This window comes from Variovorax sp. Varisp85 (genome assembly GCF_047304045.1).
In the GTDB taxonomy this organism is placed as follows: domain Bacteria; phylum Pseudomonadota; class Gammaproteobacteria; order Burkholderiales; family Burkholderiaceae_C; genus Variovorax.
In genome coordinates this window covers 15,343-40,985 of sequence record NZ_JBGLYN010000057.1, presented here as the reverse complement: position 1 = coordinate 40,985, position 25,643 = coordinate 15,343, and the positions used below count along the sequence as shown (strand labels likewise).

The following is a 25,643-nucleotide window of genomic DNA, read 5'->3' as shown; positions in this document are numbered from 1 at the left end:
GCCACCACCACCGCCGCCACCACCCGGGCGACCGCGACCGCGTCCGCCACCCATGTGGTCGACGCTCGTGCGCAACGGATCCGGCTGGCCGGCGCCGCCTGCGACCGCTTCGGCGCGCAGGTGCGCAACCTGGTTGGCCTGGGTCGGGCTATGGCTGTTGCCGTGATGGCGCGGCTGGCGCTCGTCATGCGGCTGATGGGCCTGTTGCTGATGCGGCGCATGGTGCGGCGCGCGTGCCGGACCTTGCGGGCCACGGCCCTGCGGTGCGCGAGCACCCTGGCCGCGCGGACCTTGACCCTGGCCTTGGCCGCCGCCGTTGGCGTTGCGGCCTTGACCACCGCCCTGGCCGCCACCACCGCGGCGTTGACCGCCGCCATTGCCGCCACCACCGCCAGCGCGCTCGCCGCCGCCCTGGCCGGCCTTGTTCTCGCGGATGCGCTGCAGCATCTCGGTGCGGGCAGCCTTGGCGGCCGCCTGCATCACGTCGCGGCTCGGCGGACGGCCGGCGCCGCCCCAGATCGTCTGGCGGCCCATGGCGATCGGCTCGGCGCGTTCACCTTCTTCGGGGCCGAAGCCCTCGACGATCTGCACGGGAATCGTCTGCTTGGTGAAGCGTTCGATTTCCTGCATGAAGCCTTCTTCGTCCAGGCACACGAAGCTCACGGCCTCGCCGCTCGAACCGGCGCGGCCGGTGCGGCCGATGCGGTGCACGTAGTCTTCGCTGACGTTCGGAATCTCGTAGTTCACGACGTGCGGCAGTTCATCGATGTCGATGCCGCGCGCCGCGATGTCGGTGGCCACCAGCGCTCGGATGTCGCCGGTCTTGAAGCCGGCCAGCGCTTGCGTGCGGGCGCTCTGGCTCTTGTTGCCGTGCAGCGCCATCGCCTCGATGCCGTTCTTGGTGAGGAATTCGGCCACGCTGTTGGCGCCGAACTTGGTGCGCGTGAACACGAGCACCTGGCTCCACTTGTTCTCGTTGATGATGTGCGCGAGCAGCGCCTTCTTCTTGCCGCGGCCCACGGGGTGGATCACCTGGGTGATGCGCTGCACGGTGGTGTTGCGCGGCGTGACCTGGATGCTTTGCGGGTTCTTCAGCAGCGTGGCCGCGAGGTCGCGGATCTCGTCGCTGAAGGTGGCCGAGAACAGCAGGCTCTGCTTTTCCTTGGGCACCAGGGCCAGGATCTTCTTCACGTCGTGGATGAAGCCCATGTCGAGCATGCGGTCGGCTTCGTCCAGGATCAGCATCTGGACCTGGCTCAGGTCGAGCATGCCTTGCTGCTGCAGGTCGAGCAGGCGGCCAGGGGTGGCCACGAGGATGTCGACACCCTTCTTGAGCTTGCTGATCTGCGGGTTCATGCCGACGCCGCCGAAGATCACGGTCGAGTCGAGCTGCAGGTACTTGCCGTAGGTGCGCACCGACTCTTCGACCTGGGCCGCGAGTTCGCGCGTGGGGGTCAGCACGAGGGCGCGGATGCCGGTACCGCCGAACTTGTTGGTGGCGCTGCGGCTCATGCTGAGCTTGTGCAGCATCGGCAGCGTGAAGGCGGCCGTCTTGCCGGTGCCGGTCTGGGCGCCGCCCAGCAGGTCGTGGCCTTCGAGAACCGCGGGAATGGCTTGCGCCTGGATGGGGGTGGGGGTGTCGTAGCCGTGCTCGTGCACAGCCTTCAAGATGGCGGGGGCCAGCTTCAGTTCGTCAAAATTCATTGGAAACAATAAGCGCCATACACGGCGCAGTGGCATCGGCCCGCCAGGCGTCTTGTTGACGCCGAGCCAGTCAAGGCAGATGAAGGTCAGGGGTGGGAGCCGGAAAGTCCGCCCTCGCAAAAGGGTTGAAATGGAGCTTTCTTCGTCCCCGGCAGAGAGCCGGTGTTGCGGGCAACTGGACCCGGCAACGGTGGCTATTGTCGCATGAGTCGATAATCGGTGGTTTGCCGCGCCTGAATGCTTCCCAAGGGCTTCTTTCTGGCGACCGCGCTTTCCCCCCGAATCTTTGTACCCAAGGTAACTATTCCCAGATGGCTCAATACGTCTATTCGATGAACCGCGTCAGCAAGACCGTGCCGCCCAAGCGGCAGCTCTTGAAAGACATTTCGCTCTCTTTCTTCCCCGGCGCCAAGATCGGCGTGCTCGGCCTGAACGGCTCGGGCAAGTCCACGCTGCTCAAGATCATGGCGGGTGTGGACAAGGAGTTCGAGGGCGAGGCGCTGCCCATGCCGGGGATGACGATCGGCTATCTGGAGCAGGAACCCAAGCTCAACACCGAGCACACGGTGCGCGAATCGGTCGAAGAGTCCATGGGCGCGGTGTTTGCGGCCAAGGCGCGCCTCGAAGAGGTGTACATCGCCTATGGTGCCGAAGACGCCGACTTCGACGCGCTGGCGGCCGAACAGGCCCAGCTCGAAGCCATCATCGCCACCGCCGGCACCGATTCCGAGCATCAGCTGGAAATCGCCGCCGATGCCCTGCGCCTTCCGCCGTGGGACGCGAAGATCGGCCTGCTGTCAGGCGGTGAAAAGCGCCGCGTGGCGCTGTGCCGCCTCCTGCTGTCCAAGCCCGACATGCTGCTGCTCGACGAGCCGACCAACCACCTGGATGCCGAATCGGTCGAGTGGCTCGAAGTGTTCCTGCAGCGCTTCACGGGCACCGTGGTGGCCATCACCCACGATCGCTACTTCCTGGACAACGCGGCCGAGTGGATCCTGGAAATGGACCGCGGTCGCGGCATCCCCTGGAAGGGCAACTACAGCACCTGGCTCGAGCAGAAGGGCGAGCGGCTCGCGCAGGAGCAGAAGAGCGAGGAAGCCCACGCCAAGGCGCTGAAGAAGGAACTGGAGTGGTCGCGCCAGAACCCGAAGGCACGCCAGGCCAAGAGCAAATCCCGCCTGGCCCGCTTCGAAGAGCTGAGCGACATGGAATACCAGAAGCGCAACGAGACCCAGGAAATCTTCATTCCGGTGGCGGAGCGGCTGGGTCAGCAGGTGTTCGAGTTCCACGGCGTCAGCAAGTCCTTCGGCGACCGCATGCTGATCGACAACCTGAGCTTCACCGTGCCGCCGGGCGCGATCGTCGGCATCATCGGCCCGAACGGCGCCGGCAAGTCGACGCTCTTCAAGCTGCTCGCGGGCAAGGAAAAGCCCGATTCGGGCGAGGTCGTCATCGGCCAGACCGTGAAGATGGCCTTCGTCGACCAGCACCGCGACGAGCTGGCCAACCAGAAGACCGTGTGGGAAGACATCTCGAACGGCCTGGACATCATCAACGTCGGCAAGTTCCAGATGGCGAGCCGCGCGTATGCGGGCCGCTTCAACTTCAACGGGGCCGATCAGCAGAAGAAGGTCGGTACGCTGTCGGGCGGTGAACGCGGCCGCCTGCACCTGGCCAAGACGCTGATCGCCGGCGGCAACGTGCTGCTGCTCGACGAACCCTCGAACGACCTGGACGTGGAAACCCTGCGCGCACTCGAAGACGCGCTGCTCGAATTCGCCGGCACCGTCATGGTGATCAGCCACGACCGCTGGTTCCTCGACCGCATCGCCACGCACATCCTCGCGGCCGAAGGCGACAGCCAGTGGACTTTCTTCGACGGCAACTACCAGGAGTACGAAGCCGACAAGAAGAAGCGCCTGGGCGAAGAAGGCGCAAAGCCCAAGCGCATGCGCTACAAGGCCTTGAAATAGGGCTCGCCCCCAGGCTGCGCGCACTTCGTGTCGCTTCGCCTACCCCCTGCCGGGGGCAACACCTGAGGCCCGGCGGAGCCGGTTCCTCGGTGTTCCTGGATTTGCTCCCTCCCCCGCTGGGGGAGGGTTGGGGCGGGGGCACGACGGCCTGCGAGAAACCCCTCAGTTCGTTTCGGCAAGAGCGCGCGGTTCCGCAAGGGACTGCGCGCTTTTTTCATCGTCGGCCGCGAACACCTCGCGCGCCGCAAACAGGCCGTTGAGCGCCGCCGGGAAGCCCGCGTACACCGCCATCTGCATGATGACCTCGACAACCTCGGTGCGCGTCGCGCCGACGTTCAGCGCACCCTGGATGTGCACCTTCAGCTGCGGCGTCCCATTGCCCATGGCTGTGAGCGCGGCCACGGTCGCGATCTCGCGGGAGCGCAGGTCGAGGCCGGGGCGCGAGTAGATGTCGCCGAACGGAAACTCGATCACCAGACGGCCAAAGTCGGGCGCGATGTCGGCCAGGCTCTCGACCACCTTGACGCCGCCTTCACCGTCGATCTCGTGGAGCTTGGCGAGGCCGCGCGTGTAGCGCAGGTTGTCGTTGTGGCCCTGGTTCTGTGTATTCGTCATTGCTCGTCTTTCCTTCCGGGGCGGTGCCCGATGAAGGAGGACGCTTCTTCGTCTTCTCGACCGCGCGGTAGTGGTCGATCTTGAGCGACAGCGCCTGCATGGATTGCTGCAGCGCCGCCACCCGGGCCTGAACTTCGGCAAGGTGCTGTTCGAGCATCTCGCGCCGTTCGCCGACGCTGGCGTCCCCCTGGTTTCGAAGCCTGACGAAGGCCTGCATGCCCTGGATGGACATGCCGGTCTCGCGCAGGCGCAACAGGAAATCCAGCAAGTCCATGTCGGCGCTCGCATAGCGCCGCTGACCGCCCGGTGCACGCGGCACCGCGGCAATCAGCCCGATGCGTTCGTAGTAGCGCAGCGTGTAGGCCGTGAGGCCGGTTCGCTGCGCGACTTCCGCGATGGTCAGACTGGTTTCCATGGCGTTGATTCTCGAAGTTAGAGCGCGCTCCAAGTCAAGCGCTTTGACGAACTATTTTTGCGCAGTGTGCAGGTCGGCATCGAGCCAGCCGCGCAGGCTGTTCACGAAGGCAAGGGCCTGCACGCGTGGCAGATCGTTCACCCGCACGACGGCTTCGGCAAGCTGGCCGCTGCGCAGCCGGTTGGCGCGGCCGACGCCGTTCAGCAGGCCGCAGTGCAAGGGCGGCGTGACCCAGCGGCCGTCGAGCAGCAGGGCGATGTTGCCGCGCGTGCATTCGGTGATCTCGCCATCGCGGTTCCACAGGAGCGTGTCGAACACGCCCGCGGCGGTGGGCGCGAAGGCCTCGTAGTGGGCGCGGCGGGTGGTCTTGAAGCGGGTGAAGTCGCTGTCGGCCTCGTCGAACGCGCGCGTGGCCAGTTGCAGTTGCACGCGCGCGGGTGGCGCCTCCATCGCAAAGGCTTCGGCGCGCGGCGCGCCTTGCGCGTCGAGCAGCAGGCGCACGCGCCATGTGCCGGTGGCATGCCGTGCCTTGAGTCGATCGAGGCATGCAGTGACGGGCGCTTCGCTCCACGCGCGGCCGAAATGCGCTGCCGCGGCCGCCATGCGCGCAAGGTGTGCGGGCGCATCGCGCAGCTCGCCGCCAACCAGCGCAAGGGTTTCGAGCAGCTCGAACGGCGGGTTCGCCGCCTGGCCCAGGAAGGCCCGCTTGTGGCGCCATTCCTCCCATTCGGCGTCCGCCCGCGCATCGGCCGTGATGCCGCTGCCGATGCCGCAGCGCGCCTCGGTGCCGCGCAGCGCCACGGTGCGGATCGGTACATTGAAGGTCGCATGGCCGCCGGGCTGCACCACGCCGACCGCGCCGCAGTACACGCCGCGCGCCTCGGGCTCCAGCTCGCGGATCAGCCGCATCGCGCTGACCTTGGGCGCGCCGGTGATCGAGCCGCACGGGAACAGCGCCCCGAACACGTCGGCCAGCGTGATGCCCTCGCGCAGGAGCGCCTCGACATCCGACGTCATCTGCCACACCGTCGGCAGAGCCTCGGTATGGAAGAGCCGCGGCACGCGCACCGAGAAGGGCTGCGCCACGCGCGACAGGTCGTTGCGGATCAGGTCCACGATCATCACGTTCTCGGCCCGCTCCTTCGGCACGGTGCGCAGCCGCCGTGCCAGCGCTGCGTCCTCGGCCGGTGTCGTGCCGCGCGGGGCCGTGCCCTTCATGGGGCGCGCCAGGATGCGGTCGCCGTGCCAGTCGAAGAAGAGTTCGGGTGACACCGACAGCACCTGTTCTTCGCCGGTGTCGATGAAGGCGCTGTAGCCGCCGGGCTGCGCCTGCCGCAGCGCGAGGAACCAGTCGAGCGCATCGCCGTGGAATTCGGCATTCAACGCGGCGGTGTAGTTGAGCTGGTAGAGCTCGCCGTCCGCAATTGCGCGGTGGATGGCCTGCATGCGCTGGTCGAAGGACTCGCGCGAGAGGCTGCCTTGCCATTCGACCGGCGGCATTGCGGGCGAATCTTCCGGCCAGGGCAGCACTTCGTCATGCACGCCGAACCATGCCAGCGGGCCGTCGGCTTCGTGTCCGGCCAACGCAGGATCGAACGCCACAGCCGCCTCGTAGCGCAGGTACCCCACGCACCAGTGCCCCTCGCGCGCCAGCGCCTCGACAGCCTCCAGCACCGGCCGCACCTCGCTGGCAGTCCGCGCCACCAGCACGCGCGACGGCGCGCCGAAGGCCAGGCGCAGCCGGCTCGCACCGTCGCCGTGCGGCTGCGCAAAATCGATCAGCGTGCGCAAGGCCGGAAGCAGGGCTCCATCAGCCGGCATCGTTCGCCGCGGCCGTCGGTGCGGCAGCGCCTTGCGACGTCCTGGCCAGCACCCGCTTGCGCACCGCATAGATGTTGTTGCGCAGTGCGTAGAGCTCGTCGGCATAAGACAGAGGCACCGCCACCTTGTTGACCGTGCGGTCGAGCTGGTCGAGGTCGTCCAGCAGCGTTTTCTGCTCGCCCTGTTTCGCATCGACCTTGGCCTCGATGTCGCGCAGCCGTGCATACCAGCGGAACACGCGCCGCCGCACGCGGAACTGGTACAGCGGCGGCACCACGCGGCTCAGCGGCAGCATCAGCACCAGCAGGCCGCCCAGCACCAGCCACATGCGCTCGACCAGGTTGCTGGCCCAGAACGGCAGGTAGCGCTGCCAGGCCGGCGGCGTGCCGTTGATGGCGCGGTCGCCCTCGGGGCTCACCGGCAGTTCGCTGGTGCGGGTGTTGGGAAAGTCGCGCGCCCGGTTGAACCAGCCGGCGCCGCCGTGGATCGACTGCGCCGCCTGCGCGAACAGCTGGCGCAGGGCGGGGTGCGTTTCCTCGCGCGACAGCAGCGAGGTGGTGGCCGCGAGCAGCGACACGTCGTGCGGCGGCAGGTCTTTCGACAGGTCGACCACGCCGCGCGGCAGCGTCACTGCCGAGAGGAACGGAAAGCGCCGCGAGTAGGCATCGGCCTGGCCGAAGTCCATGAGCTTGATGTCGTCCGAGCGCAGCAGCCGCTGCACCTGCGGCGACTGCGGCGCCGAAGACAGCACGATGGCATCGAGCAGCCCGGCCTGCAGCGCTTCGGCCGCCGCCGCCTGCTCGAGGTTCGACAGCAGCAGGTCGTCGGGGCCCAGATGGTTGGCCTTGAGCATCCGCTCCATGATGTCGGGCAGGCCGCTGCCCGGCAGGTCGACGTTCACGCGCAGGCCGCGCAGTTGCGTGAGCGATGTCAGCGTGCCGGTCTTGCGGTCGATCTTCTGCGCCGAGTCGGCGCGGTAGAACAGCCAGATCGGCTCGTAGAACAGGCTGCCGAGCGAGGTCAGGCCGGCTTCTTCGTCGGCCACCGGGTCGGCGCTGCCGCCGCGCACGAAGCCTACGTCGGCGCCGCCGGTGCGCAGCAGCTGCAGGTTCTCGGTGGAGCCCGACGTGGGCTTGAGCTCCACCTCGATGCCGGCGCGCTTGAGCGCTTCCGCGTAGTGCTTGCCGAACTGTGCATAGGCGCTGCCCGTGGGGCCGGTGGCGAGCGTGACGTGCTTGGGCGGCTGTGGCTGCAGCCACCAGTAGGCGGCGATCAGCAGGCCGATCACGATGAACACGATCGGCCCGGCCGAGGCGATCAGGTCGCGGATCGACAGCAGGATCAGTTTCAAGGTTCTGGGAAACGCCATGGTGTCTCTTCCGTGTTCAGCCGCGCGGCGTGGCGAGATCGGCCGCGCAGGGAATGTGCAACTCGCCCACGGTCACGGACCGCGCTGCGTGCACCGCGCGCAGCGTGGCGATCGCGACGGCCTCGGCCGCCATGGTGCTGAGCACCGTCATGCCCGGCGCGCTGCCTTCCAGCGGCACGCGGCCGGTAGCCAGCGCGAACAGCGTGTCGCCGTCGCTCATGGTGTGCACCGGGTTGATGGCGCGCGCCAGACCGTCGTGGGCGACCATGGCGAGCCGGTTGGCCTGCACCTTGGTCAGCACCGCATCGGTGGCGATCACGCCGATGGTGGTGTTGGTGCCCGCCAGCAGCGGCTTGGGGCTGTCGCCGCGCAGCAGCGCGCGGCGCGTGTCGAGCAGCGCCTTGCCGTCTTCGGTGCGCGCGCCGGCCACGGGCTGGCCGGTGTTGTGGTCGATCACGTCGCCCAGCGAGTTGACCGCGATCAGCGCGCCGACCGTGACGCCGCCGACCGTGACCGACGCGGTGCCGACACCTCCCTTCATCGCTCGGTCCACACCGAAGAGCTTGCCCACCAGCGCGCCGGTGCCCGCGCCCACGTTGCCTTCGGCGGGCGCCGCGGTGCTCGCGGCCTCGCAGGCGGCGTAGCCGGCGGCGGCATCGGGGCGGATGCGCGCATCGCCCATGGGCAGGTCGAACAGCACGGCGGCCGGCACGATGGGCAGGATGCCGAAGCGCACGTCCATGCCGATGTTGCGTTCTTCCATCCATCGCATGGCGCCGTCGGCGGCCGCGAGGCCCCAGGCGCTGCCGCCCGCGAGCATCACCGCGTGCACCTGCTGCACGAGGTTGCCGGGCGCGAGCAGGTCGGTCTCGCGCGTGCCGGGGGCGGCGCCGCGCACGTCCACGCCGGCCACCGCGCCGTCGCGCGCCATGACCACGGTGCAGCCGGTGGGGCGGCGGGTGTCGGAGAAATGGCCGACCTCGATGCCGGCGACGTCGGTGATGGAACCGGCGGATTGGGAGGGAGCAGAAACTGAGGCTGGCATGGCGGCCGATTATGGGACCGCACCCTCTACGATCCTCGTCATGACAGTTGCAAGAAGTTTCTCTCCCGGTGGCGGACGCCGCCATGTGGTGGTGATCGGCGCGGGCGCGGTGGGCAGCGCCACCGCCATCGAGGCGCTGCGCGCGGGCCTGCGCGTGACGGTGCTGGAGCCCGGCGAACCGGGCGGCCCGCAGGCCACGAGCTACGGCAATGCCGGCTGGCTGTCGTCGCACTCCGTGGTGCCGCCTGCGTTGCCGGGCGCCTGGCGCAAGGTGCCGGGCTGGCTGGCCGACCCGCTCGGTCCGCTCGCCCTGCGCTGGCGCTATCTGCCGCGCGCCTTGCCGTGGTTGCTGCGCTACCTGGCTTCGGGCTGGACCGAGGCGCGCGTGCAGCGCACGGCCGACGCGCTGCGCACGCTGCTGGTCGATGCGCCCGCGCTGCACGCGCAACTTGCGGCCGAGGCTGGCGTGCCGCAGCTCATCGAGCGGCGCGGGCTGTTGCATGCCTATCGCTCGCGCGCGGAATTCGATGGCGACGCGCTGGGCTGGCGCGTGCGCCGGCATGTGGGCATCCAATGGAACGAGTGGAGCGAAGACGAGCTGCGCCGCCGCGAGCCCGATCTGGATGCGCGCTACACGCTCGGCATCTTCGTGCCCGAAGCCGGCCATTGCCGCAATCCGGGCGCCTACGTGGCCGCATTGGCGCGGCATGCGCTCGATGCGGGCGCCGAACGCATCACCGCCCGCGCGACGGGCTTTCGCATCGAGGGCGGCCGTCTGCGCGCAGTGCGCACCGAGGCCGGCGACATCGCCTGCGACGGCGCCGCCATCTGCGCCGGTGCGCGCTCGGGCCCGCTCGCGGCGGCGGCCGGCTCCGCGGTGCCGTTGGAGTCCGAGCGCGGCTACCACGTGGTCATCGAAGACGCCGCGGCCGGCCCGCGCACCCCGACGATGGTGGCCGACGGCAAGCTCATCGCCCACTGGATGGACGGCGGCCTGCGCGCGGCGGGGCAGGTCGAGATTGCCGGCCTCGAAGCGGCGCCCGACTGGCGCCGCGCCGGGATCCTGCACCGGCATCTGCAATCGATGTTTCCCGCGCTCGCTGCAGGTGCATCGCCGGCGAAGCACTGGCTCGGCCATCGCCCGAGCCTGCCCGACGGACTGCCCTGCATCGGCCCGGCCGCCGCCAGCGCCGACATCGTCCTGGCCTTCGGGCATGGTCACGTGGGCCTGTGCGGCTCGGCGCGCACGGGGCGTCTGGCGGCGCAACTGCTCGCGGGCGTTGCGGCGGAGATACCGTTGGCCCCGTTCGATCCGGGCCGCTTCAAGCCATAGGGCCAGCCGACATGCCGAGCGCGTCAGTTCGCCGGTGCGATCGACAGCACCGTGAGCGCGCCATCGACCTTGTCGGCCGTGAACTGCACCTTGTCGCCCGGCTTCACCTTCGCGAGCAACGCAGGGTCGCTCACGCGGAAGACCATCGTCATGCCCGTCATCTCGAGGTTGGGAATGTCGCCGTGCTTCAGCGTGATCTTCTTCGCGTCGGTGTCGATCTTGCGGACCTCGCCTTCGACGGACGGCAATGCAGCTTGCGCGAAGGCGGTTGCAGCGAGCAGGGCGGCACAGAGTGCGGTGAACAGTTTCTTCATGATGAGTTTGCTTTCCTCGGTTGTCGGTTGATTCAGCGATAGCTTTGATAGATGCGCGTGCTGCCATCGGCCAGCACCAGCAGCACGTCGTAGGGATCGCGCTGGTCGCCGTAGGCGGGGCCATCCATGCCCGGCGAGCCGACCGGCATGCCGGGCACGGCGAGGCCGACGGCCTTGGGCTTTTCTTTGAGCAGCCGCTGTACTTCGCGTGCGGGCACGTGGCCTTCGATGGCGTAGCCGCCGACGAGGCCCGTGTGGCACGAGCCCAGCTTGGCAGGCACGCCCAGGCGGGTGCGCGCGGCTGCGTTGCCTTCGTCGTGCACGCGCGTGGCGAAGCCGCTCTTGTTGAGGTGCTTGACCCAGTCCTGGCAGCAGCCGCAGTTCGGGTCTTTCCAGATCTCGACCATCGGTGCCGCGGCCATCGCTGTGAAAGGCACGGCAGTGGAAGCCAGTGCCAGCAGCAGGTTTCTTCGTTGCATGGTTTCTCCTTCAGGATTTGCCAGCGGCAGCCAGCACGCGGATGCGGCCGGCCATGCCGAGTTCGTAGTGGTCCTTCACGAGGCAGGCGAAGTCGAAGTCGCCGGCGCGGTTGAAGGTCCAGACCATGTCGCCGGTCTTGCCGGCGGGCACGTGCACCATCCACGGGTCGTCGTGTTCCATGTCCGGGAACTTCTTCATCATGGCCGCGTGAGCCTCGATCTCGGCGGTGGTGCCGAGCACGAGTTCGTGCAGTTCCTTGCCGCGGTTCTTCAGGCGCAGGCGGATGGTGTCGCCTTCGCGCACTTCGATGACCGAGGGCGTGAAAGTCATGTCGTCGGCCATCGCGATGTCGATGGTTCGCTTCACTGCATTGGCTTTGCCTGCGATGCCCCAGGCCTTCTGCTCGGGCGCGAGCGCGGCGGCGCCTTTGGGTTTGGGGCCGTTGTGGGCCTCGTGGGCCAACGAAGCAGTAGTGGCAGCCGCGAGCACGAGGCCCGCGGCGATGGACTTGATGAGTGTCTTGTTCATGAGTTGAGCTCCAGAGAGGAAGGGGTAAAGGAATCAGTGGTTGTGTGCGCCATGCCCGGAGGGCTTGCGCACGGTTGCGTCGGGGCTACTGTTCTTCATCGACGGCGCGGGTGTTTCCTTGCGCGTGGCCGGTGGCAAGTTCGCGTTCGGTACTTCGCGCGCGACGGTGCCGGGCGGGTGCTTGAACCACCCCGGGTCGCGGTAGTCGCCGGGCTTCTGGTCGCGCCGCACCTTCAGCAGCGTAAACATGCCGCCCATCTCGGCCGATCCGAAGGGGCCGGTGCCGGTCATCATCGGCACGGTGTTGTCGGGGATGGGCATTTCCATTTCGCCCATGTCCGCCATGCCCTTGTCTCCCATCACCATGTAGTCGGGCACGAGCTTGCGGATCTTCTCGGCCACGCCCTTGTGGTCCACGCCGATCATGGTCGGCACGTCGTGGCCCATCGGCCCCATGGTGTGGTGCGCCTTGTGGCAGTGCAGCGACCAGTCGCCTTCCTCGTCGGCTATGAATTCCATCTGCCGCATCTGGCCCACCGCGATGTCAACCGACACCTCGGGCCAGCGCGCGGTGCGCGGCACGGGGCCGCCGTCGGTGCCGGTCACCTCGAACTCGTGGCCGTGGATGTGAATGGGGTGGTTGGTCATCGTGAGGTTGCCCACGCGGATGCGCACGCGGTCGCCCTTGCGCACGTTCAGCGTGTCGATGGCCGGGAACACGCGGCTGTTGAAGCTCCAGATGTTGAAGTCGGTCATGGTGTTGACCTTGGGCGTGGCGCTGCCGGGCTCCACGTCGAAGCTGCCGAGCAGGAAGCAGAAGTCGCGCTGCACGGGCTCGATCAGCGGATGACTCTCCTTCGGGTGCGTGACCCAGAAGCCCATCATCCCCATCGCCATCTGCACCATCTCGTCGGCGTGCGGGTGGTACATGAAGGTGCCGGGCCGGCGCGCGGTGAACTCGTAGACGAAGGTCTTGCCCGGCGGAATGTGCGGCTGCGTGATGCCGCCCACGCCGTCCATGCCGTTGGGCAGGCGCTGGCCGTGCCAGTGCACGGTGGTGTGCTCGGGCAGCCGGTTGGTCACGAAGATGCGCACGCGGTCGCCTTCGACCACCTCGATGGTCGGGCCGGGCGACTGGCCGTTGTAGCCCCACATGTTGACCTTGAAGCCGGGCGCCATCTCGCGCACGACGGGTTCGGCGACGAGGTGGAATTCCTTGACGCCGGCGTTCATGCGCCAGGGCAGCGTCCAGCCGTTGAGCGTGACGACGGGGTTGTAGGAGCGGCCGTTCGGCGGCACGAGTGGCGGCGCGGTGGCGGTGGAGCCCCGCGACACCGGTTCGGGCAGCGCGGCCATGGCCACACGGCTTACGGTGGTTGCGGCGACGGCTGTGGCCGCGCCTGCGAAGAAGTTGCGGCGGTTCATGTCAGTGGCCTCCCTTGGCGGGGGCGTCACCGGCCGCAGCGGTCTGCAGCGCCGTCATGCCACCGGGCGAACTCCCCGTGAGCACCAGCTGCAGATCGGTGTCCGCCAGCCAGAAATCGCGCTGCGCCTCGATGCCCGCGTTCACCGCGAGCATGCTGGCGCGCGTCTCGCCGAGCAGTTCCCACACGCTCGCGAGCATGCCGTTGTAGCGCAGCACCATCTCTTCGTTGACCTTCTTGCGCAGCGGCAGCACCTCGTCGCGGTAGCGGCGGGCGAGGGTGTAGGCGGTGTTCCAGCCCTGCCATGCCTCGCGCGCCTCGCTCGCGGCCAGCACGCCCACGTCGCGCACGCGGGCGGCCGACTGCAGGTATTGCGCCTCGGCGCGGCCATTGCGGGCCTGTCCCCAGTCGAAGATCGGAATGGGCAGGTCGAGTTCGAAGCCGCGCTTGGTCTTTTTCGTGCGATCGGCGTCGTTGTCGAAGGTGGTGTTGCGCACCACGCCGAGCTCCATCGCGTTGATCACGCTGGTGGCATGCGTCAGGCCCAGCGAGCCGGCCACGGCGGTGTTCTGTGCTTGCGCCGAACGCACGTCGAGGCGGTCGCGCAGCGCCAGCGCCTGCACGTCGCCCAGTTCGGGCGCGGCTTGCGGCAGCGGTGGCAGGCGGTCGGGCAGGGTGTAGCCGGCGCGAGCGCCGCCCAGGCCCATCAGGCGCGTGAGCTGCTCGCGGCTAGCGACAGCCGCCTGCTCGGCACGCGCGAGCTGCGCGGCCGCGTCGGCCAGCAGCAGTTGTTCGCGGGTGCGCTGCAACGCGCTCCAGTTGCCGACCTGGGCCATGCGATGCGCGAGTTCGGCGCCGGCTTCCGCGGCCTCCTTCGCGTCGCGCAGGTAGACCACGCTCTGCTGCGCCGCCACCGCGCGCACCCAGGCGCGGCGAGTGTCAGCGGCGAGCGTCAGCACGCTCTGCGCAGCCTGCAGCTTGGCCGCCTCGTGCCGCTGGCCGGCCCATCGGGCCTGCCATGGCAGCGTGACCAGGCCCACCACGTTGAAGCTGAGCATCCGCTCGAACTCGCGCTCGCTGCCCTGCGCCAGCCGGCTGAAGGAAAGCACCGGATTCGGCAGGCTCGCGGCCTGCACACGGTCGGCATCGCTCAGTTGCAGGGTGGCGAAGGCGTCTTGCACGCGCGGGCCGTTGATGAGTGCGATGCGTACCGCGGCTTCGACGTCCAGCGGCTTGGCAAGCAGGGCATCGACGCTCTTTTGCGAGGCTTCGTCGGGCGTGCGCTGGGCTGCGGTGCCCGCCATCAGCGGGTTGCCGTTGACCAGCGCCTGCACGTCGGCGGTGCCGCCGTCGGGCGAGAGGCTGGCGCAGCCGGCCAGTATCAGGACGCTCGCGAGTGCAGTGGCGCGTTTGAGCAGCGCGCTACTTCTTCGATAGCAAGGGGGGCCGGCAGGCTGCCGGCGAACAATGGGGTTCACGCTCGATCTCCATGAGCAATACGACGGACGCCGCGAGCCGGAAAGGGCTCACCGCGGACGGACTACGGGCAGGGAGATCAGGAAATGGGCGGCTTCAGGCCCGCAACGGGCTCTGCACTGGCGAAGCGGGCCGCGTGTGCCGCAGGCGGCGCCTGGGGCGCGCTGTGCACGATGTCGACGAGGGGCATGCCGCCAAGGGCCACCGTGTGGCAGACCTGGCAGGCGGTGCAGGTGCCGCAGCCTTGATGGCCGGCGCCGTCGTTGCTGCTGTGGTTGTCATGTGAACCGGCGTGGTCCGCCATGTCCATCTGCATGTCCATGCTGTTGCCGGCCTCCATCGCCTCGTGGCAGTGGGCTTCGGTGGCCGCAGTCGCCATGGACACGGCTGCCTCAGCCGCCGGCAGCGAATGCCGCACCATCTCGATCGCCATGGCATCGCCGAGCCAGCCGCGGATGGGCAGCAGGGCGATCATGAGGGCGAGCAGCAGGGTGCGCATGGGCGGGATGATAAACCTGCGCTCTTAAGACACCAGCTGGCCTCGGGCCTTGTCCACCCATACCTGCAGGTTGTCGAGCAGGTCCTTCTGGCTGAAGGAGCAGCTTTCCTCGCTGAAGAGCGCGCTCGACTCCAGCCGGTCGAGCAGGCTCAGCAGCACCTCGCCGTAGCGCGGTGGCAGGGCACCGAGCAACTCGGTGCTGGCGCGGGCTTCGTTCGACAGCGTGGTGACGGATCCGCCGCCATCGGTGCGCAGGGCCGCGATGCGCGCGGCGATGGCGTCGAGTTGCTGGGCGGCGCTCATTGCTTGTTCTTTCCGGGCGGCGGCAGCGACAACCCGCGCTCGCGCATCAGGTCGCGCAGGATGTCCGGGTAGTCCGTGATGATCCCGTCCGAGCCCCAGTCCATCAGCCGCTGCATGTCGGCGCGCTGGTTCACGGTCCAGGGCAGCACCTTCAGGCCGAGCTTCTGCGCTTCCTTGATGACGGTGGGCGTCAGGTCGGCGAAGGCCGGCGACCAGATCACCGGGCCCGGTGCGTTGGCCGATGCGGCCCTGACCATCTGCGGCACCGAGACGAAGCCCGCCGCGTCGATCCCGGCCGTCCAGCGGTTGTCCTTCAGCGTGCGGGGCGTCGTCAGGTAGGCGCGGGGCAATTGCGGCGCGAGCTTGCCGACCAGCGCCAGCGTGCGCCAGTCGAAGCTCTGGATCGTCACGCGGCCTGCCATCTTCGCCTTGTCGATCTCGGCGAGCAGCGCGCGCACCATCGGCTCGGGCGCGGCGGTTTCCTCCGGCCTGGTCGGATCGATCTTGGTCTCGATGTTGAAGCGCACCGTTGCCGCGTCGGCGCCGCGCGCCTGCACCTGCGCGAACAGCGCGGCCAGCGTCGGGATGCGCTCGCCGTCGCGCGGCTGCTGCAGCGCGAACTGCTTGCCGTAGTTGCTCGCCGGATTGAGGCGGCCCACGTCGTAAGTCTGCAGCTGCGCCAGCGTGAGCGAGCGGATCGACGCGCCGCTGTTCGGTGCCAGCCAGGCGCCGCTGGCGTCGCGCGTGTGGTCGGGGTTGAGCGAGGTGTCGTGCGAGATCACGACCACGCCATCGACCGTGAGCCCGATGTCGAGTTCGAGCGTGGTCACGCCCAGGTCGATGGCGTTGGAGAACGCGGCCAGCGTGTTCTCGGGTGCCAGCCCGCGTCCGCCGCGGTGGGCTTCGAGGTCGAAGTGCTGCTTGGCCGTGGGTGCGATGGCGGCGCAGCCGGCGACGAGCAGGGCAGAGGCGAGGAGGACGTATTTCATTTGAGCTGCACTTTGATGCCGTCGTCTTGCACAGTGATGTCGCCGATCTCGTAGGTCTTGCGCCCGACCGTCAGTTCGTTGGCCGTGAAGCTGCGCAGCACCTGGCCCTGCAGCAGCTCCTGCGCGACCAGGGCGCCGATTTTTTGCAGCCGCTCGGCATCGCGGCCTTCGATACCCTGCAGTTCGATGCGCTCGGCCTTGGGCTGGTCGAGCCGCAGCGCGCGCGCGGCTGCGTCGTACTTCAGTGCGCTGCTGACCGACACCACGCCCTGCACCGGCGACGCCGCCAGCAGGGGGCTCGCGATGGTCAGCGTGGCCGTGATGGCTGCGCGGTTGGCCTGCGCGTCGAGGCCCAGCTGAGGATCGCGCAGCCCGACCATGAAGATCTCGGCGTAGCGCTCGGCCACCGGAAAACGCTTGGCGATCTGCATCTGCAGCTCGTCGCGGGTGGCGGTGTATTCGCTCGTGAAAAAATTGAAGCCGGCCAGCGCCGCGAAGGGCGCATGCAGGGCCGCGGCGCCCAGCAGCGCGCGCAGCACCCGGCGGCGGGAGGTGGGAAACGGGGTGCGGAGGTTCATGGGGGCTCCGAGCTTGCCACAGGCGGGAACGTTCCCGCCAGTGCGATGGATCAGCGCACCCAGGCCAGAATCAATCGTGCAGCGAAGAAAGAAACTGCTTCAGCTCCGCCGTCTGCGGATTCCCGAACAGCTCCGCCGGCGGCCCCATCTCGTGCACACGTCCCTGGTGCATGAAGATCACGCGGTCGCTGACCTTGCGCGCGAAGCTCATTTCGTGCGTCACCATCAGCAGCGTCATTCCCTCGTCGGCCAGCGACTCCACCACGCGCAGCACCTCGCCCACCAGTTCGGGGTCGAGCGCCGAGGTGATCTCGTCGCACAGCAGCACGGCCGGTTCCATTGCCAGTGCGCGCGCGATGGCCACGCGCTGCTGCTGGCCGCCCGAAAGCTGGTCGGGCATGGCGTCGAACTTCTCGGCCAGCCCCACGCGGTCGAGCAGCTTGCGCGCCTGCGAGGCCGCCTCCATGCTGCTACGCTTCTTCACCAGCGTGGGCGCGAGCATCACGTTCTTGCCGACCGTGAGGTGCGGAAACAGGTTGAAGCTCTGGAAGATCATGCCCACGCGCTGGCGCAGCTCGCGCATGGCCATGGTGCTTTCGTGCAGCAGCGGCTTGCCGTCGACGGTGAGCGAACCTTCCTGGAACACCTCGAGCCCGTTGATGCAGCGCAGCAGCGTGCTCTTGCCCGAGCCGCTCTTGCCGATGATGGCGATCACCTCGCCGCGTTTCACGTCGAGATCGATGCCCTTCAGCACTTCGTTGGTGCCGTAGGACTTGCGCAGCGCGGTGATGCGCACGATGGGGGCGCCCACCGAGGTGGCGGGTTGCTGTTGTTGCGGTTCAAGCACGGCGGCCATGGGTCTTCCTCTCGAGGTTCTTGGCGTACAGGCTCACGGGGAAGCACAGCACGAAATAAAGCAGGGCCACGCAGCTGAACACCACGAAGGGCTTGAAGGTGGCGTTCGAAATCATGCTGCCGGCCTTGGTGAGCTCGACGAAGCCGATCACCGAGGCGAGCGCCGTGCCCTTGATCACCTGCACCAGGAAGCCCACCGTCGGCGCGACCGCGATCTTCACGGCCTGCGGCAGGATCACATGGCGCATCTGCTCGGCGAAGCTCAGGGCCAGGCTGCCCGAGGCCTCCCACTGGCCCTTCGGGATCGAGGCCACGCAGCCGCGCCAGATCTCGGTGAGAAAGGCGCTGGTGTACAGCGTGAGCGCCACGCTGGCCGCGGTCCACGCCGACACGTCGACGCCGAACAGCGCGATGCCGAAGTAGGCGAGGAACAGCTGCATCAGCAGCGGCGTGCCCTGGAACAGCTGCACATAGAGGCCGACGGCGCGGTTCATGGCGCTGCCGCCGCGCAGGCGCAGGAACAGCAGCAAGGCGCCGACCAGTCCGCCGCCGATGAAGGCGATGAGCGACAGCACGACAGTCCAGCGCAGCGCCATCAGCAGGTTGCGCAGGATGTCCCAGAGGGAAAAATCGACCATGGTGTGTGTGGCTTTCCCGCGTTCAGCGGCCGAAGAAGAATTTCGGCCCGGCCCAGTTGAGCAGCCGCCGCAGCGCGACCGCCAGGGCCAGGTAGATCAGCGTGGCAACGATGAAGGCCTCGAAGGCGCGGAAGTTGCGGCTCTGGATGAGGTTGGCCGCATAGCTCAGCTCCTCGGTGGAGATCTGCCCGCATACGGCCGAGCCCAGCATCACGATGATGATCTGGCTCACCATGGCGGGCCACACCTTCTTGAGTGCCGGCGGCAGCACCACGCGGGTGAACACCTGCGCCTTGCTGAGTGCCAGGCTCACGGCCGCTTCGATCTGCCCCTTGGGCGTGGCCTCGATGCCGGCGCGGATGATCTCGGTGGAGTAGGCCCCGAGGTTCATCACCATCGCGATGATCGATGCCGTCTCCGGCGTGAGCTTGACGCCCGCCGCGGGCAGCCCGAAGAAGATGAAGAACAGCTGCACGATGAAGGGCGTGTTGCGGATCAGCTCCACGTAGGTGCCCACGATGGCGCGCAGCCATGCAGGGCCATTGGCACGCGCCCACGCGCAGAAGGTGCCCACGATCATGCCCAGCACGGTGCCCACGGCGGTGAGGCCGATGGTCCACGCCACCCCGCGAAGCAGCAGCGGCCACTCGGAGAGCACCGCGCCGAAATCAAACTCGATGTTCATAAGTCAGTCTTCTCTTCGTGGAACGCCGCGGAACCGGCTTTGCCGGGCCGCAGGCGTTGCCCCCGGCGAGGGGGTGTGCGCAGCGACACGAAGTGCGCGAAGCATGGGGGAGCGCTTGTTCAGACCGGCAGCTCGCCGGCGGCCTTGCCGAGCCACTTCTTCGACATGGCGTCCAGCGTGCCGTCCTTCTTGGCGGCGGCAATGATCTCGTTGACCTTGGTCTTCAATGCGGTTTCGCCCTTGGCGACGCCGACGAAGCAGGGGCTGTCTTTCAGCAGCAGCTTGAACTCGGCGCTCACCTTCGGATTCTTGGCGAGCATGTCGCCGGCGACCGCCGCGCTGGTCGCGATGGTTTGCGTCTGGCCGGCCACGAAGGCCGCGATCGTCGCGTTGTTGTCCTCGAAGCGGCGGTAGTCGACGTTCGGTGGGGCCACCTTGTTCAGTTCCTGGTCTTCCATTGCGCCGCGCGTCACGGCGACGGTCTTGCCGGCCATGTCGGCGAAGCTCGTGAGCTTCATGCTCTTGGCCGCATACACGGCCTGGAAGAAGGGCGCGTAGGCCGAGGTGAAGTCGATCACCTTCTCGCGCTCGGCGTTCTTGCCGAGCGTGGAGATCACGAGGTCGGCCTTGCGGGTCTGCAGGTACGGAATGCGGTTGGCGCTGGTCACGGGCACCAGCTCGACCTTGACGCCCAGCTTGGCGGCGATCAGCTCGGCCATCTCGATGTCCAGGCCTTGGGGCTTCATGTTCCTGTCGACCGAGCCGTAGGGGGGGTAGTCGGTCGGCACGGCGATCTTGATGGTCTTGGCCTTGAGCACGTTGTCGAGTGCGTTCTGGGCCTGGGCGGCGCCCGTGGCGGCCATCATGGCGAGCGAAGCCAGTGCGAGCGCGAAGCGGCGTTTGGACGGAGAAGAGAAGGTCATAGCAAGGCTCCTAGGTAAGTCGAAGAATCGGAAGCAGGGGATGCGGCCGCCTTGCGGCGCTTGCCCTTGGGCGCCGCTGCGGCGGCGGTGTTCGTGTTCTGCAGCGGCGCCAGCGCATCGCGCAGCTGCGCGAGCGGATCGGCGGGCGCCTGCACGCGCAACGCCGACTGCACCGTGCCGATGTGCGCGGCCATCAGCGCCTCGGCGGCGGCGTGGTCGCCGCGCTCCAGCGCCGCGACGATCTGCACGTGGTCTTCGCACGACTGCACCGCGTCGTGCGTGGACTGGTAGAGCATGGCGATCAGCGTGGTGCGCGCGGTGTAGTCGCGCAGCGTATCGGCCAGCAGCGTGTTGCCCAGGCATTCGGCCAGGCATACATGGAAGTCGCCCAGCAGAAAGCTGCGGTTGCCGACGTCGCTCTCTTTCAGTGCGGCTTTTTCACGCTGAAGGTGCGCTTTCAGCTCGCGCAGGGCGGCCTTGTCGATCTTGCCGGCGCTGCCCGCGCTGCGGATCAGCCCCAGTTCGATGACGCGCCGGGCCTCGAAGGCCTCGCGCGCCTCGTCCTGCGAGGGCTCGATGACGAACCAGCCGCGCCGTGCGCTCACCGTGACGATGCCGCGCGCCGCCAGCCGCGTGAGCGCCTCTCGCACGATGGTGCGGCTGCAGTCGAACAGCATCGCCAACTGCTGCTCGCCCAGGCGCGAACCCGGCGCGAGCTTCTGCGCCATCACCGCTTCGATGATGCGTGCACTGATTTGGGATGCGGAAGTGGCCATGGCCTGCATACCAGCAGCTTCTGTGCCAACTGGTATGCAAGATCTGTGCACCGAAATGGGACATGGCCCTGCCCCGGGGCCCCGGCGGGCGCGTGCTCAGTGCCTGGTGCGGCCCAGTGCGCTGGCCGGAAGTGCCACAAGCATGAGCAATGCCGACAGCACCAGCGCCCCGCTCAGCACATACAGGCTGGCGGCGAACCCGCCCGTCAGCGTCTTGAGCGCGCCGACCATCATCGGCGCCACCAGCCCCGCGCTGCCGCCGATGGTGCTGATGAGCGCGATGCCCGCGGCCGCGGCGCTCTTCGACATGAAATTGCCGGGCACCGACCAGAGCACGGTGAACGCGGCGGAAATGCCCATGGCCGCCAGTGCCAGGCACAGCACGGCGGCGAAGGCGTTGTGCATGAACAGCGTGGTCAGCGCCAGCCCGGCCGCGCCCACCACCGCGCTCAGTGCGAAATGCCAGCGGCGCTCCTTGTGCCGGTCCGAATGCCGCCCGACGACGATGTTGGCCGCGATGCCCGCCACCGCCGGAACGACCGAATAGAAGCCGATCTGCAGCACGCTGAGCCCCATCGACTTCAGGATCGTGGGCTGCCAGAACGACAGCGCATAGATGCCGAGGATGATCAGGAACGACATGAAGCCGATCAGCCACACCCGGGCGTCGAGCATCGCCGCGCCGAAGGTGTGGCGCCCGGTGGCACCGTTGGCGGCCTGGTCTTCGGCCAGCAGGCGCGCCACGCGCTGCTTCTGCGCCGGCGACAGCCAGGCCGCCTGCGACGGGCTGTTCGACAGCCAGCGGAAAGCCGCCACGCCGAGCAGCACGCTCGGAATCCCTTCGAGCAGGAACAGCCACTGCCAGCCGCGCAGCGACAGCACGCCGTCGAGATACGTCATCGTGAGCCCTGCGATGGGCCCCGCCACGATGGGCGCGGCGCCGAAGGCCATGAAGAACAGCGCGGTGGCCTGCGCGCGGCGGTGTGAGGGGAACCACAGCGTCAGGTAGAACAGCACCCCCGGCGCGAAGCCGGCCTCGAACACGCCGATGAGAAAGCGCAGCACATAGAAGTGCGTGGGCGTGGTCGCGAACATCATCGCCGCCGACGCCAGCCCCCACAGGCCCATGATGCGCAGCAGGGTCGCGCGCGCACCGATCTTCGCGAGCATCAGGTTGCTCGGAATCTCGAACACCGCATAGCCGATGAAGAAGATGCCCGCGCCCAGGCCGAACACCGCGTCGCTGAAGCCGAGCTGGTCCTTCATCTGCAGCTGCGCGTAGCCCACGTTGGTGCGGTCGAGGTAGTTCAGCACGTAGCAGGCGCACAGCAGCGGCATCAGGCGCCAGGTGATCCTGCGGAAGAGCGCGGCGTCGTCGCGCGCGGCGGTATCTGCTGCCGGGGTGCGCGCATCCGCTGCGTCGAGGGTGGCGGTGTTCATCGTGTGTCTCCTTCTGTTGTTCCTGCCCGAGATGCTTCAGGCGACCGTGGGCGTGCCGAAGCTCGTCTCGCCCCACAGGTGGCTGGCCGGCGCACCCGGAAACAGCCAGTGCGGCGAGCATTCGGCCGACGGCACCACGTTGCTGAACCCGTGCGAGGACGAGGTGCCGGCGAGGGTCTTCTCCAGCACCATCGACAGGTACTGGTCGTTGCTGCCCTCCTGCGTGTTGCCGTTGAGGATCACCTCCGCGCCAGTGGCCTGCGCGTAGCGGCGGATGCCGTTGTGCCGCGACTGCAAAGGCGCCCAGCTGTCGGCTGCCACGCCGTTCTCGCTGCTCACACGCAGGCCGTCGCCGGTGCGGTAGACCAGCGAATGGTTGCCCTCGGTGTGGCCCGGCGTGTGCACCAGAGCGAGCCCGCGGCCCAGCTGGATGCTGCCGTCGAAGGCGACGATGCGTTCGGCCGGCACGCCGTCGAGGCCGCGCGGGCAGTACCACTCGGCCTGTATCGGCAGCAGGCCCTGCACGTTCGCGAGCTCCTGGCGGTGCACCAGCAGCCTTGCGTTCGGCAGCAGGCCCGGCGCGCCGGCGTTGCCGAGCCAGCGGCGCACGTCCTGCGTGTGCAGGTGGTCGTAGGTGATGTAGTCGACTTGCTCCGGCGCGATGCCGCAGCTCGCCAGCGCCTGCGGCACGGTCTGGTAGACCGGCGCGATCGCCTTGTGCAGGAACTTCGGCGTCTGCTCGCTCAGGCGCTTGAAGTAGGGCGTTTCGTTGCCGGCCTCGAAGTCGGCCGGCGTGAACAGCAGCGTGCGCAGGCGGCCCTCGAAGTCGTCGTACTGGATCAGCACGGTGCGCGCCAGCAGGTGGACCATGTGCGGCTTGAGCAGTTGCTGCGAGTACACGCCGGTAAAGGCGAACCACGCGGGGTACGGAATGCGCAGCAGGTTGAAGCTGCGCGCAAAGCGCACCGGCGGCGCGTCGAGCAGCCGCTCGCGCAGGCCTTCGGCCTCATGGCGGATGGCGCGCAGGCGATCCTGCGGCATGGCGGCGTTGCGTGTGCCGTCGAATTCCGGCAGCTGTGCGAAGCCGGTGGGCTCGGGGTCTCGGATCATGGTCGTCTCCTGGAAATGAATGCTTGCTTTTCGATTCGTCGTGCGTTGTTCGGGGGAGCGGTTGAACTGCCGGCATGAGCAGAGCGCTCATCGTGCGCAGGGCACCGGGTGCTCCCCGCAGCGAAATAAAGGAGGAGGCCGCAGGCCGGGGGACATTCGCGCAGGGGAGTACCCGGTGGCCTGTGCTCACGCCCCGAATGCCCCTTCAGTACATCGACCGCCCGCCCGAGATGTCGAACACCGCGCCAGTGCTGAACGAACATTCATCCGATGCAAGCCACGCAGCCATCGCAGCCACTTCATCGACCTCGACAAAGCGCCCCATCGGCACGCGCGACAGCAGCGCAGTCCGCAGCTGTTCGCGGTGCTCCACAGGCACGGCCGCGAACACCTCGGTGTCGGCCGCAGACGGCGTGATGCAGTTCACCAGCACGCCCGAAGAAGCCAGCTCCTTGCCCAGCGACTTGGTCAGCGCGATGAGCCCCGCCTTCGACGCCGAGTACGCGGCATTGAATCCGTTGCCCTCCTTGCCGGCGACCGAGGCGATGTTGACGATGCGCCCGCGCCGCTGCGCGAGCATCACCGGCGCCACCGCGCGGCAGCACAGCCACGCGCCCGTCAGATTGATGTCGAGCACGTTGCGCCACTGTGCGGGCGTGTGCTCCCAGGCCGGCACGGTCGGGCCGAGCACGCCCGCGTTGTTGACGAGGATGTCGATGCCGCCGAAGCGCTCCTGCGACTGCGAGGCCGCGCGAGCAATCTGGTCTTCGTCGCGCACATCGACGACCGCCGAGGTCGCGGTGCCGAGCGGTGCGAGCGTTTGCAGCGCATTCGCCAGCACGGCCGCATCGAGGTCCCACAGCGCGACGCTGGCGCCGGCCGCGAGGTAGCGCTGCGCAATCGCCCGGCCGATGCCGCGCGCGCCACCCGTCACGACGGCGTGGCGGCCCGCGAGCGCATCGTTGCGCGGCGCAGTCATGCGGCTGCCGCTTCTTGCGGGCGTGCGGCTGCGGGCTGGCCCAACAGTGCGCCCATCAGCGCGGCCACGTGCTCCGCGGGCACGCCCGCCAGCAGTTGCCGCAGCATCGTCAGCGTGTCGAAGTACACGCGCTCGCACACCAGCCGGTCGCCTTCGAAGATGAAGAAGGCATTCATGCGGCAGCGAAAGCTGTTGCCCGTCGGGGGCAGGCCCTTGAGCGGACCGCGATGCGTGCCCAGCAGCCAGAACTCGACGACCACCGAATCGTCGGCGTGCCGCAGCTGGATGATCTCGTGGCGCTGGTCGGGAAAGGCACGGCGCGTGTCGGTGTAGTACTGGCGCACGTCGGCAATGCCGTCGTGCACCTCGCCGCTCGGGATCAGCTCGTAGTGCGGGTGCGGGAAGGTGCCGAGCACGGCGTCGAAGTCCTGCCGGGTTTCGTCGGCGAAGTGATCGAGCACGAGGCGCTCGCGGCGGGCTTGAAGTTCGGTGCGTTGTGTGTTCATCGGGGGTGTGCTCCATGTGACAGGGACGACAGGTGACATCGGGTTGCTGCGAATGCGCCGGCCCGGGCTCGCTGCGTACTATCGGCACGCCCTTGAAACAAGACTGTCCGGTGTTGGCAATCGCCGCTCCGGACAAACCCGCGATGCCACGCACGCCCCTCTCTTCCAGCAGCCAGCCGCATGCGCCGTCGACACCGGCGCACAACTGCGACATGCGTCTGGCCGACGACGTGCAGCAGCGGCTGCTCGCGGTGGCGCACCGGCGCACGCTGGCGCGCGGCGAGTCGCTGTTCCACAAGGGTTCGCGGCCCGATGCGCTGTTCGGCGTGGTCAGCGGTTCACTGCGCGTGAGCGTGGTCGCAACGGGCGGGCGCGAGGCGGTGATCGCCATGCTCGAACCTGGGCACTGGTTCGGCGAGGTGTCGCTGCTGGTCGGGCGAGAGCGCGTCTACGACACCTGCGCGGTCGACACGACCGAGATGGCGGTGGTCGCGGCGGCCGACTTCCACCGGCTGGTGGCCGCGCATCCCGACGTGCACATGGCCTTCACCCGGCTGGTGTGCCTGCGGCTGCGCCAGGCGCTGGCGTGGATCGACGACGTGATCCTGATGCCGCTGCCGGTGAGGCTCGCGCACCGGCTGCTGACGCTGGACGCGCGCGCATCGAGCCCGGGCGAGGGCGGCGGCACGCTGCTCGGCGTGTCGCAGGAAGACCTGTCGTTCATGCTCGGCGTGTCGCGCCAGAGCGTGAACCGGCAGCTGAAGCTGTGGGAGGAAGATGGCACGCTGCGCGTGCGCTACCGCGGCATCGAGCTGCTCAGCCGCGCGCAGCTGGAGCGGCACGCGGCCACGCCGAGCTGAACGCG

At 68.3% G+C, this 25,643-nt stretch carries 27 protein-coding genes; 3 read left to right on the top strand and 24 right to left on the bottom strand.

Annotation, left to right across the window (positions count from 1 at the left end; translation table 11 throughout):
- Window positions 1-1,704 (bottom strand): DEAD/DEAH box helicase (locus ACCC97_RS20845; protein ID WP_413334802.1); only part of this gene is annotated, 1,704 nt, incomplete at its 3' end.
- A gap of 311 nt (window positions 1,705-2,015) precedes the next feature.
- Here ACCC97_RS20845 and ettA point away from each other — a divergent pair.
- Window positions 2,016-3,677 carry an energy-dependent translational throttle protein EttA gene (gene ettA / locus ACCC97_RS20840; protein WP_056587499.1) on the top strand — a complete coding sequence of 554 codons (1,662 nt, stop codon included), beginning with the start codon at window positions 2,016-2,018 and terminating at the stop codon, window positions 3,675-3,677.
- A 162-nt stretch (window positions 3,678-3,839) separates the two neighbouring features.
- On the opposite strand, the gene ACCC97_RS20835 is transcribed toward ettA, so the two are convergent.
- From ACCC97_RS20835 to ACCC97_RS20815, 5 genes are read right to left on the bottom strand one after another with little or no spacing between them, the layout of a single operon-like run.
- Window positions 3,840-4,292, bottom strand: a complete 453-nt coding sequence (locus ACCC97_RS20835; RefSeq protein ID WP_413334800.1) for a carboxymuconolactone decarboxylase family protein — start codon at window positions 4,290-4,292, stop codon at window positions 3,840-3,842.
- Window positions 4,210-4,707: a MerR family transcriptional regulator gene (locus ACCC97_RS20830; RefSeq protein WP_413334798.1), complete on the bottom strand. Its 498-nt coding sequence runs from the start codon at window positions 4,705-4,707 to the stop codon at window positions 4,210-4,212. Before ACCC97_RS20830 ends, ACCC97_RS20835 begins: the two co-directional genes overlap by 83 nt.
- Before the next feature lie 51 nt (window positions 4,708-4,758).
- Window positions 4,759-6,528 (bottom strand): aminodeoxychorismate synthase component I, encoded by a 1,770-nt coding sequence (gene pabB / locus ACCC97_RS20825; RefSeq protein WP_413334796.1) that lies wholly within the window; start codon window positions 6,526-6,528, stop codon window positions 4,759-4,761.
- A complete protein-coding gene (locus tag ACCC97_RS20820) occupies window positions 6,518-7,897 on the bottom strand; it encodes a TAXI family TRAP transporter solute-binding subunit (protein WP_007829541.1) in 1,380 nt (459 codons plus the stop codon). Before ACCC97_RS20820 ends, pabB begins: the two co-directional genes overlap by 11 nt.
- 16 nt (window positions 7,898-7,913) lie before the next feature.
- Window positions 7,914-8,942 carry a P1 family peptidase gene (locus ACCC97_RS20815; RefSeq protein WP_007829542.1) on the bottom strand — a complete coding sequence of 343 codons (1,029 nt, stop codon included), beginning with the start codon at window positions 8,940-8,942 and terminating at the stop codon, window positions 7,914-7,916.
- Window positions 8,943-8,982: 40 nt separating this feature from the next.
- Here ACCC97_RS20815 and ACCC97_RS20810 point away from each other — a divergent pair, with 40 nt between their 5' ends.
- Window positions 8,983-10,275 carry an NAD(P)/FAD-dependent oxidoreductase gene (locus ACCC97_RS20810; RefSeq protein WP_413334794.1) on the top strand — a complete coding sequence of 431 codons (1,293 nt, stop codon included), beginning with the start codon at window positions 8,983-8,985 and terminating at the stop codon, window positions 10,273-10,275.
- 23 nt (window positions 10,276-10,298) lie between these two features.
- Here the strand turns inward: ACCC97_RS20810 and ACCC97_RS20805 are convergent, their stop codons facing one another.
- From ACCC97_RS20805 to ACCC97_RS20720, 18 genes are all read right to left on the bottom strand, one after another.
- Window positions 10,299-10,589 (bottom strand): copper-binding protein, encoded by a 291-nt coding sequence (locus ACCC97_RS20805; RefSeq protein WP_413334792.1) that lies wholly within the window; start codon window positions 10,587-10,589, stop codon window positions 10,299-10,301.
- A gap of 32 nt (window positions 10,590-10,621) precedes the next feature.
- Window positions 10,622-11,068, bottom strand: coding sequence for a DUF411 domain-containing protein (locus ACCC97_RS20800; protein WP_093058287.1), 447 nt, complete (start codon window positions 11,066-11,068; stop codon window positions 10,622-10,624).
- A 10-nt stretch (window positions 11,069-11,078) separates the two neighbouring features.
- Complete coding sequence (locus ACCC97_RS20795) at window positions 11,079-11,597, bottom strand: plastocyanin/azurin family copper-binding protein (RefSeq protein WP_093078798.1); 519 nt, start codon at window positions 11,595-11,597, stop codon at window positions 11,079-11,081.
- Between the two features lie 33 nt (window positions 11,598-11,630).
- Window positions 11,631-13,022 (bottom strand): multicopper oxidase family protein, encoded by a 1,392-nt coding sequence (locus tag ACCC97_RS20790; RefSeq protein ID WP_413334789.1) that lies wholly within the window; start codon window positions 13,020-13,022, stop codon window positions 11,631-11,633.
- A 1-nt stretch (window position 13,023) separates the two neighbouring features.
- Window positions 13,024-14,499, bottom strand: coding sequence for a TolC family protein (locus ACCC97_RS20785; RefSeq protein WP_007829569.1), 1,476 nt, complete (start codon window positions 14,497-14,499; stop codon window positions 13,024-13,026).
- A gap of 77 nt (window positions 14,500-14,576) precedes the next feature.
- Window positions 14,577-14,996, bottom strand: a complete 420-nt coding sequence (locus ACCC97_RS20780; protein ID WP_413334787.1) for a hypothetical protein — start codon at window positions 14,994-14,996, stop codon at window positions 14,577-14,579.
- Between the two features lie 24 nt (window positions 14,997-15,020).
- Window positions 15,021-15,299: a hypothetical protein gene (locus tag ACCC97_RS20775; protein ID WP_413334785.1), complete on the bottom strand. Its 279-nt coding sequence runs from the start codon at window positions 15,297-15,299 to the stop codon at window positions 15,021-15,023.
- Window positions 15,296-16,288 (bottom strand): glycerophosphodiester phosphodiesterase, encoded by a 993-nt coding sequence (locus tag ACCC97_RS20770; RefSeq protein ID WP_413334783.1) that lies wholly within the window; start codon window positions 16,286-16,288, stop codon window positions 15,296-15,298. The genes ACCC97_RS20775 and ACCC97_RS20770 overlap by 4 nt, the downstream gene beginning before the upstream one ends.
- Window positions 16,285-16,866, bottom strand: a complete 582-nt coding sequence (locus ACCC97_RS20765) for a DUF1439 domain-containing protein (protein WP_007829573.1) — start codon at window positions 16,864-16,866, stop codon at window positions 16,285-16,287. The genes ACCC97_RS20770 and ACCC97_RS20765 overlap by 4 nt, the downstream gene beginning before the upstream one ends.
- 70 nt (window positions 16,867-16,936) lie before the next feature.
- Window positions 16,937-17,722 (bottom strand): amino acid ABC transporter ATP-binding protein, encoded by a 786-nt coding sequence (locus tag ACCC97_RS20760; RefSeq protein WP_413334781.1) that lies wholly within the window; start codon window positions 17,720-17,722, stop codon window positions 16,937-16,939.
- Window positions 17,706-18,359, bottom strand: coding sequence for an amino acid ABC transporter permease (locus tag ACCC97_RS20755; protein ID WP_007829575.1), 654 nt, complete (start codon window positions 18,357-18,359; stop codon window positions 17,706-17,708). Before ACCC97_RS20755 ends, ACCC97_RS20760 begins: the two co-directional genes overlap by 17 nt.
- A gap of 22 nt (window positions 18,360-18,381) precedes the next feature.
- Window positions 18,382-19,044: an amino acid ABC transporter permease gene (locus tag ACCC97_RS20750; protein WP_007829576.1), complete on the bottom strand. Its 663-nt coding sequence runs from the start codon at window positions 19,042-19,044 to the stop codon at window positions 18,382-18,384.
- Between the two features lie 119 nt (window positions 19,045-19,163).
- The gene (locus ACCC97_RS20745; RefSeq protein ID WP_007829577.1) at window positions 19,164-19,967 is read right to left on the bottom strand and encodes a transporter substrate-binding domain-containing protein; all 804 of its coding nucleotides are present in this window, start codon (window positions 19,965-19,967) and stop codon (window positions 19,164-19,166) included.
- Entirely contained in the window at window positions 19,964-20,743 is a 780-nt protein-coding gene (locus tag ACCC97_RS20740; RefSeq protein WP_413314114.1) for a GntR family transcriptional regulator, read from the bottom strand. Before ACCC97_RS20740 ends, ACCC97_RS20745 begins: the two co-directional genes overlap by 4 nt.
- Window positions 20,744-20,839: 96 nt before the next feature.
- Window positions 20,840-22,183 (bottom strand): MFS transporter, encoded by a 1,344-nt coding sequence (locus tag ACCC97_RS20735; protein WP_413334779.1) that lies wholly within the window; start codon window positions 22,181-22,183, stop codon window positions 20,840-20,842.
- A 36-nt stretch (window positions 22,184-22,219) separates the two neighbouring features.
- Window positions 22,220-23,293, bottom strand: a complete 1,074-nt coding sequence (locus ACCC97_RS20730; protein ID WP_413334777.1) for a hypothetical protein — start codon at window positions 23,291-23,293, stop codon at window positions 22,220-22,222.
- Between the two features lie 205 nt (window positions 23,294-23,498).
- A complete protein-coding gene (locus ACCC97_RS20725; protein ID WP_413314118.1) occupies window positions 23,499-24,272 on the bottom strand; it encodes an SDR family NAD(P)-dependent oxidoreductase in 774 nt (257 codons plus the stop codon).
- Window positions 24,269-24,778, bottom strand: a complete 510-nt coding sequence (locus ACCC97_RS20720; RefSeq protein ID WP_007833966.1) for an ester cyclase — start codon at window positions 24,776-24,778, stop codon at window positions 24,269-24,271. The genes ACCC97_RS20725 and ACCC97_RS20720 overlap by 4 nt, the downstream gene beginning before the upstream one ends.
- Window positions 24,779-24,921: 143 nt before the next feature.
- On the opposite strand from ACCC97_RS20720, the gene ACCC97_RS20715 reads away from it, so the two are divergent.
- Window positions 24,922-25,638, top strand: a complete 717-nt coding sequence (locus ACCC97_RS20715) for a Crp/Fnr family transcriptional regulator (protein ID WP_413334775.1) — start codon at window positions 24,922-24,924, stop codon at window positions 25,636-25,638.
- Window positions 25,639-25,643: the final 5 nt, after the last annotated feature.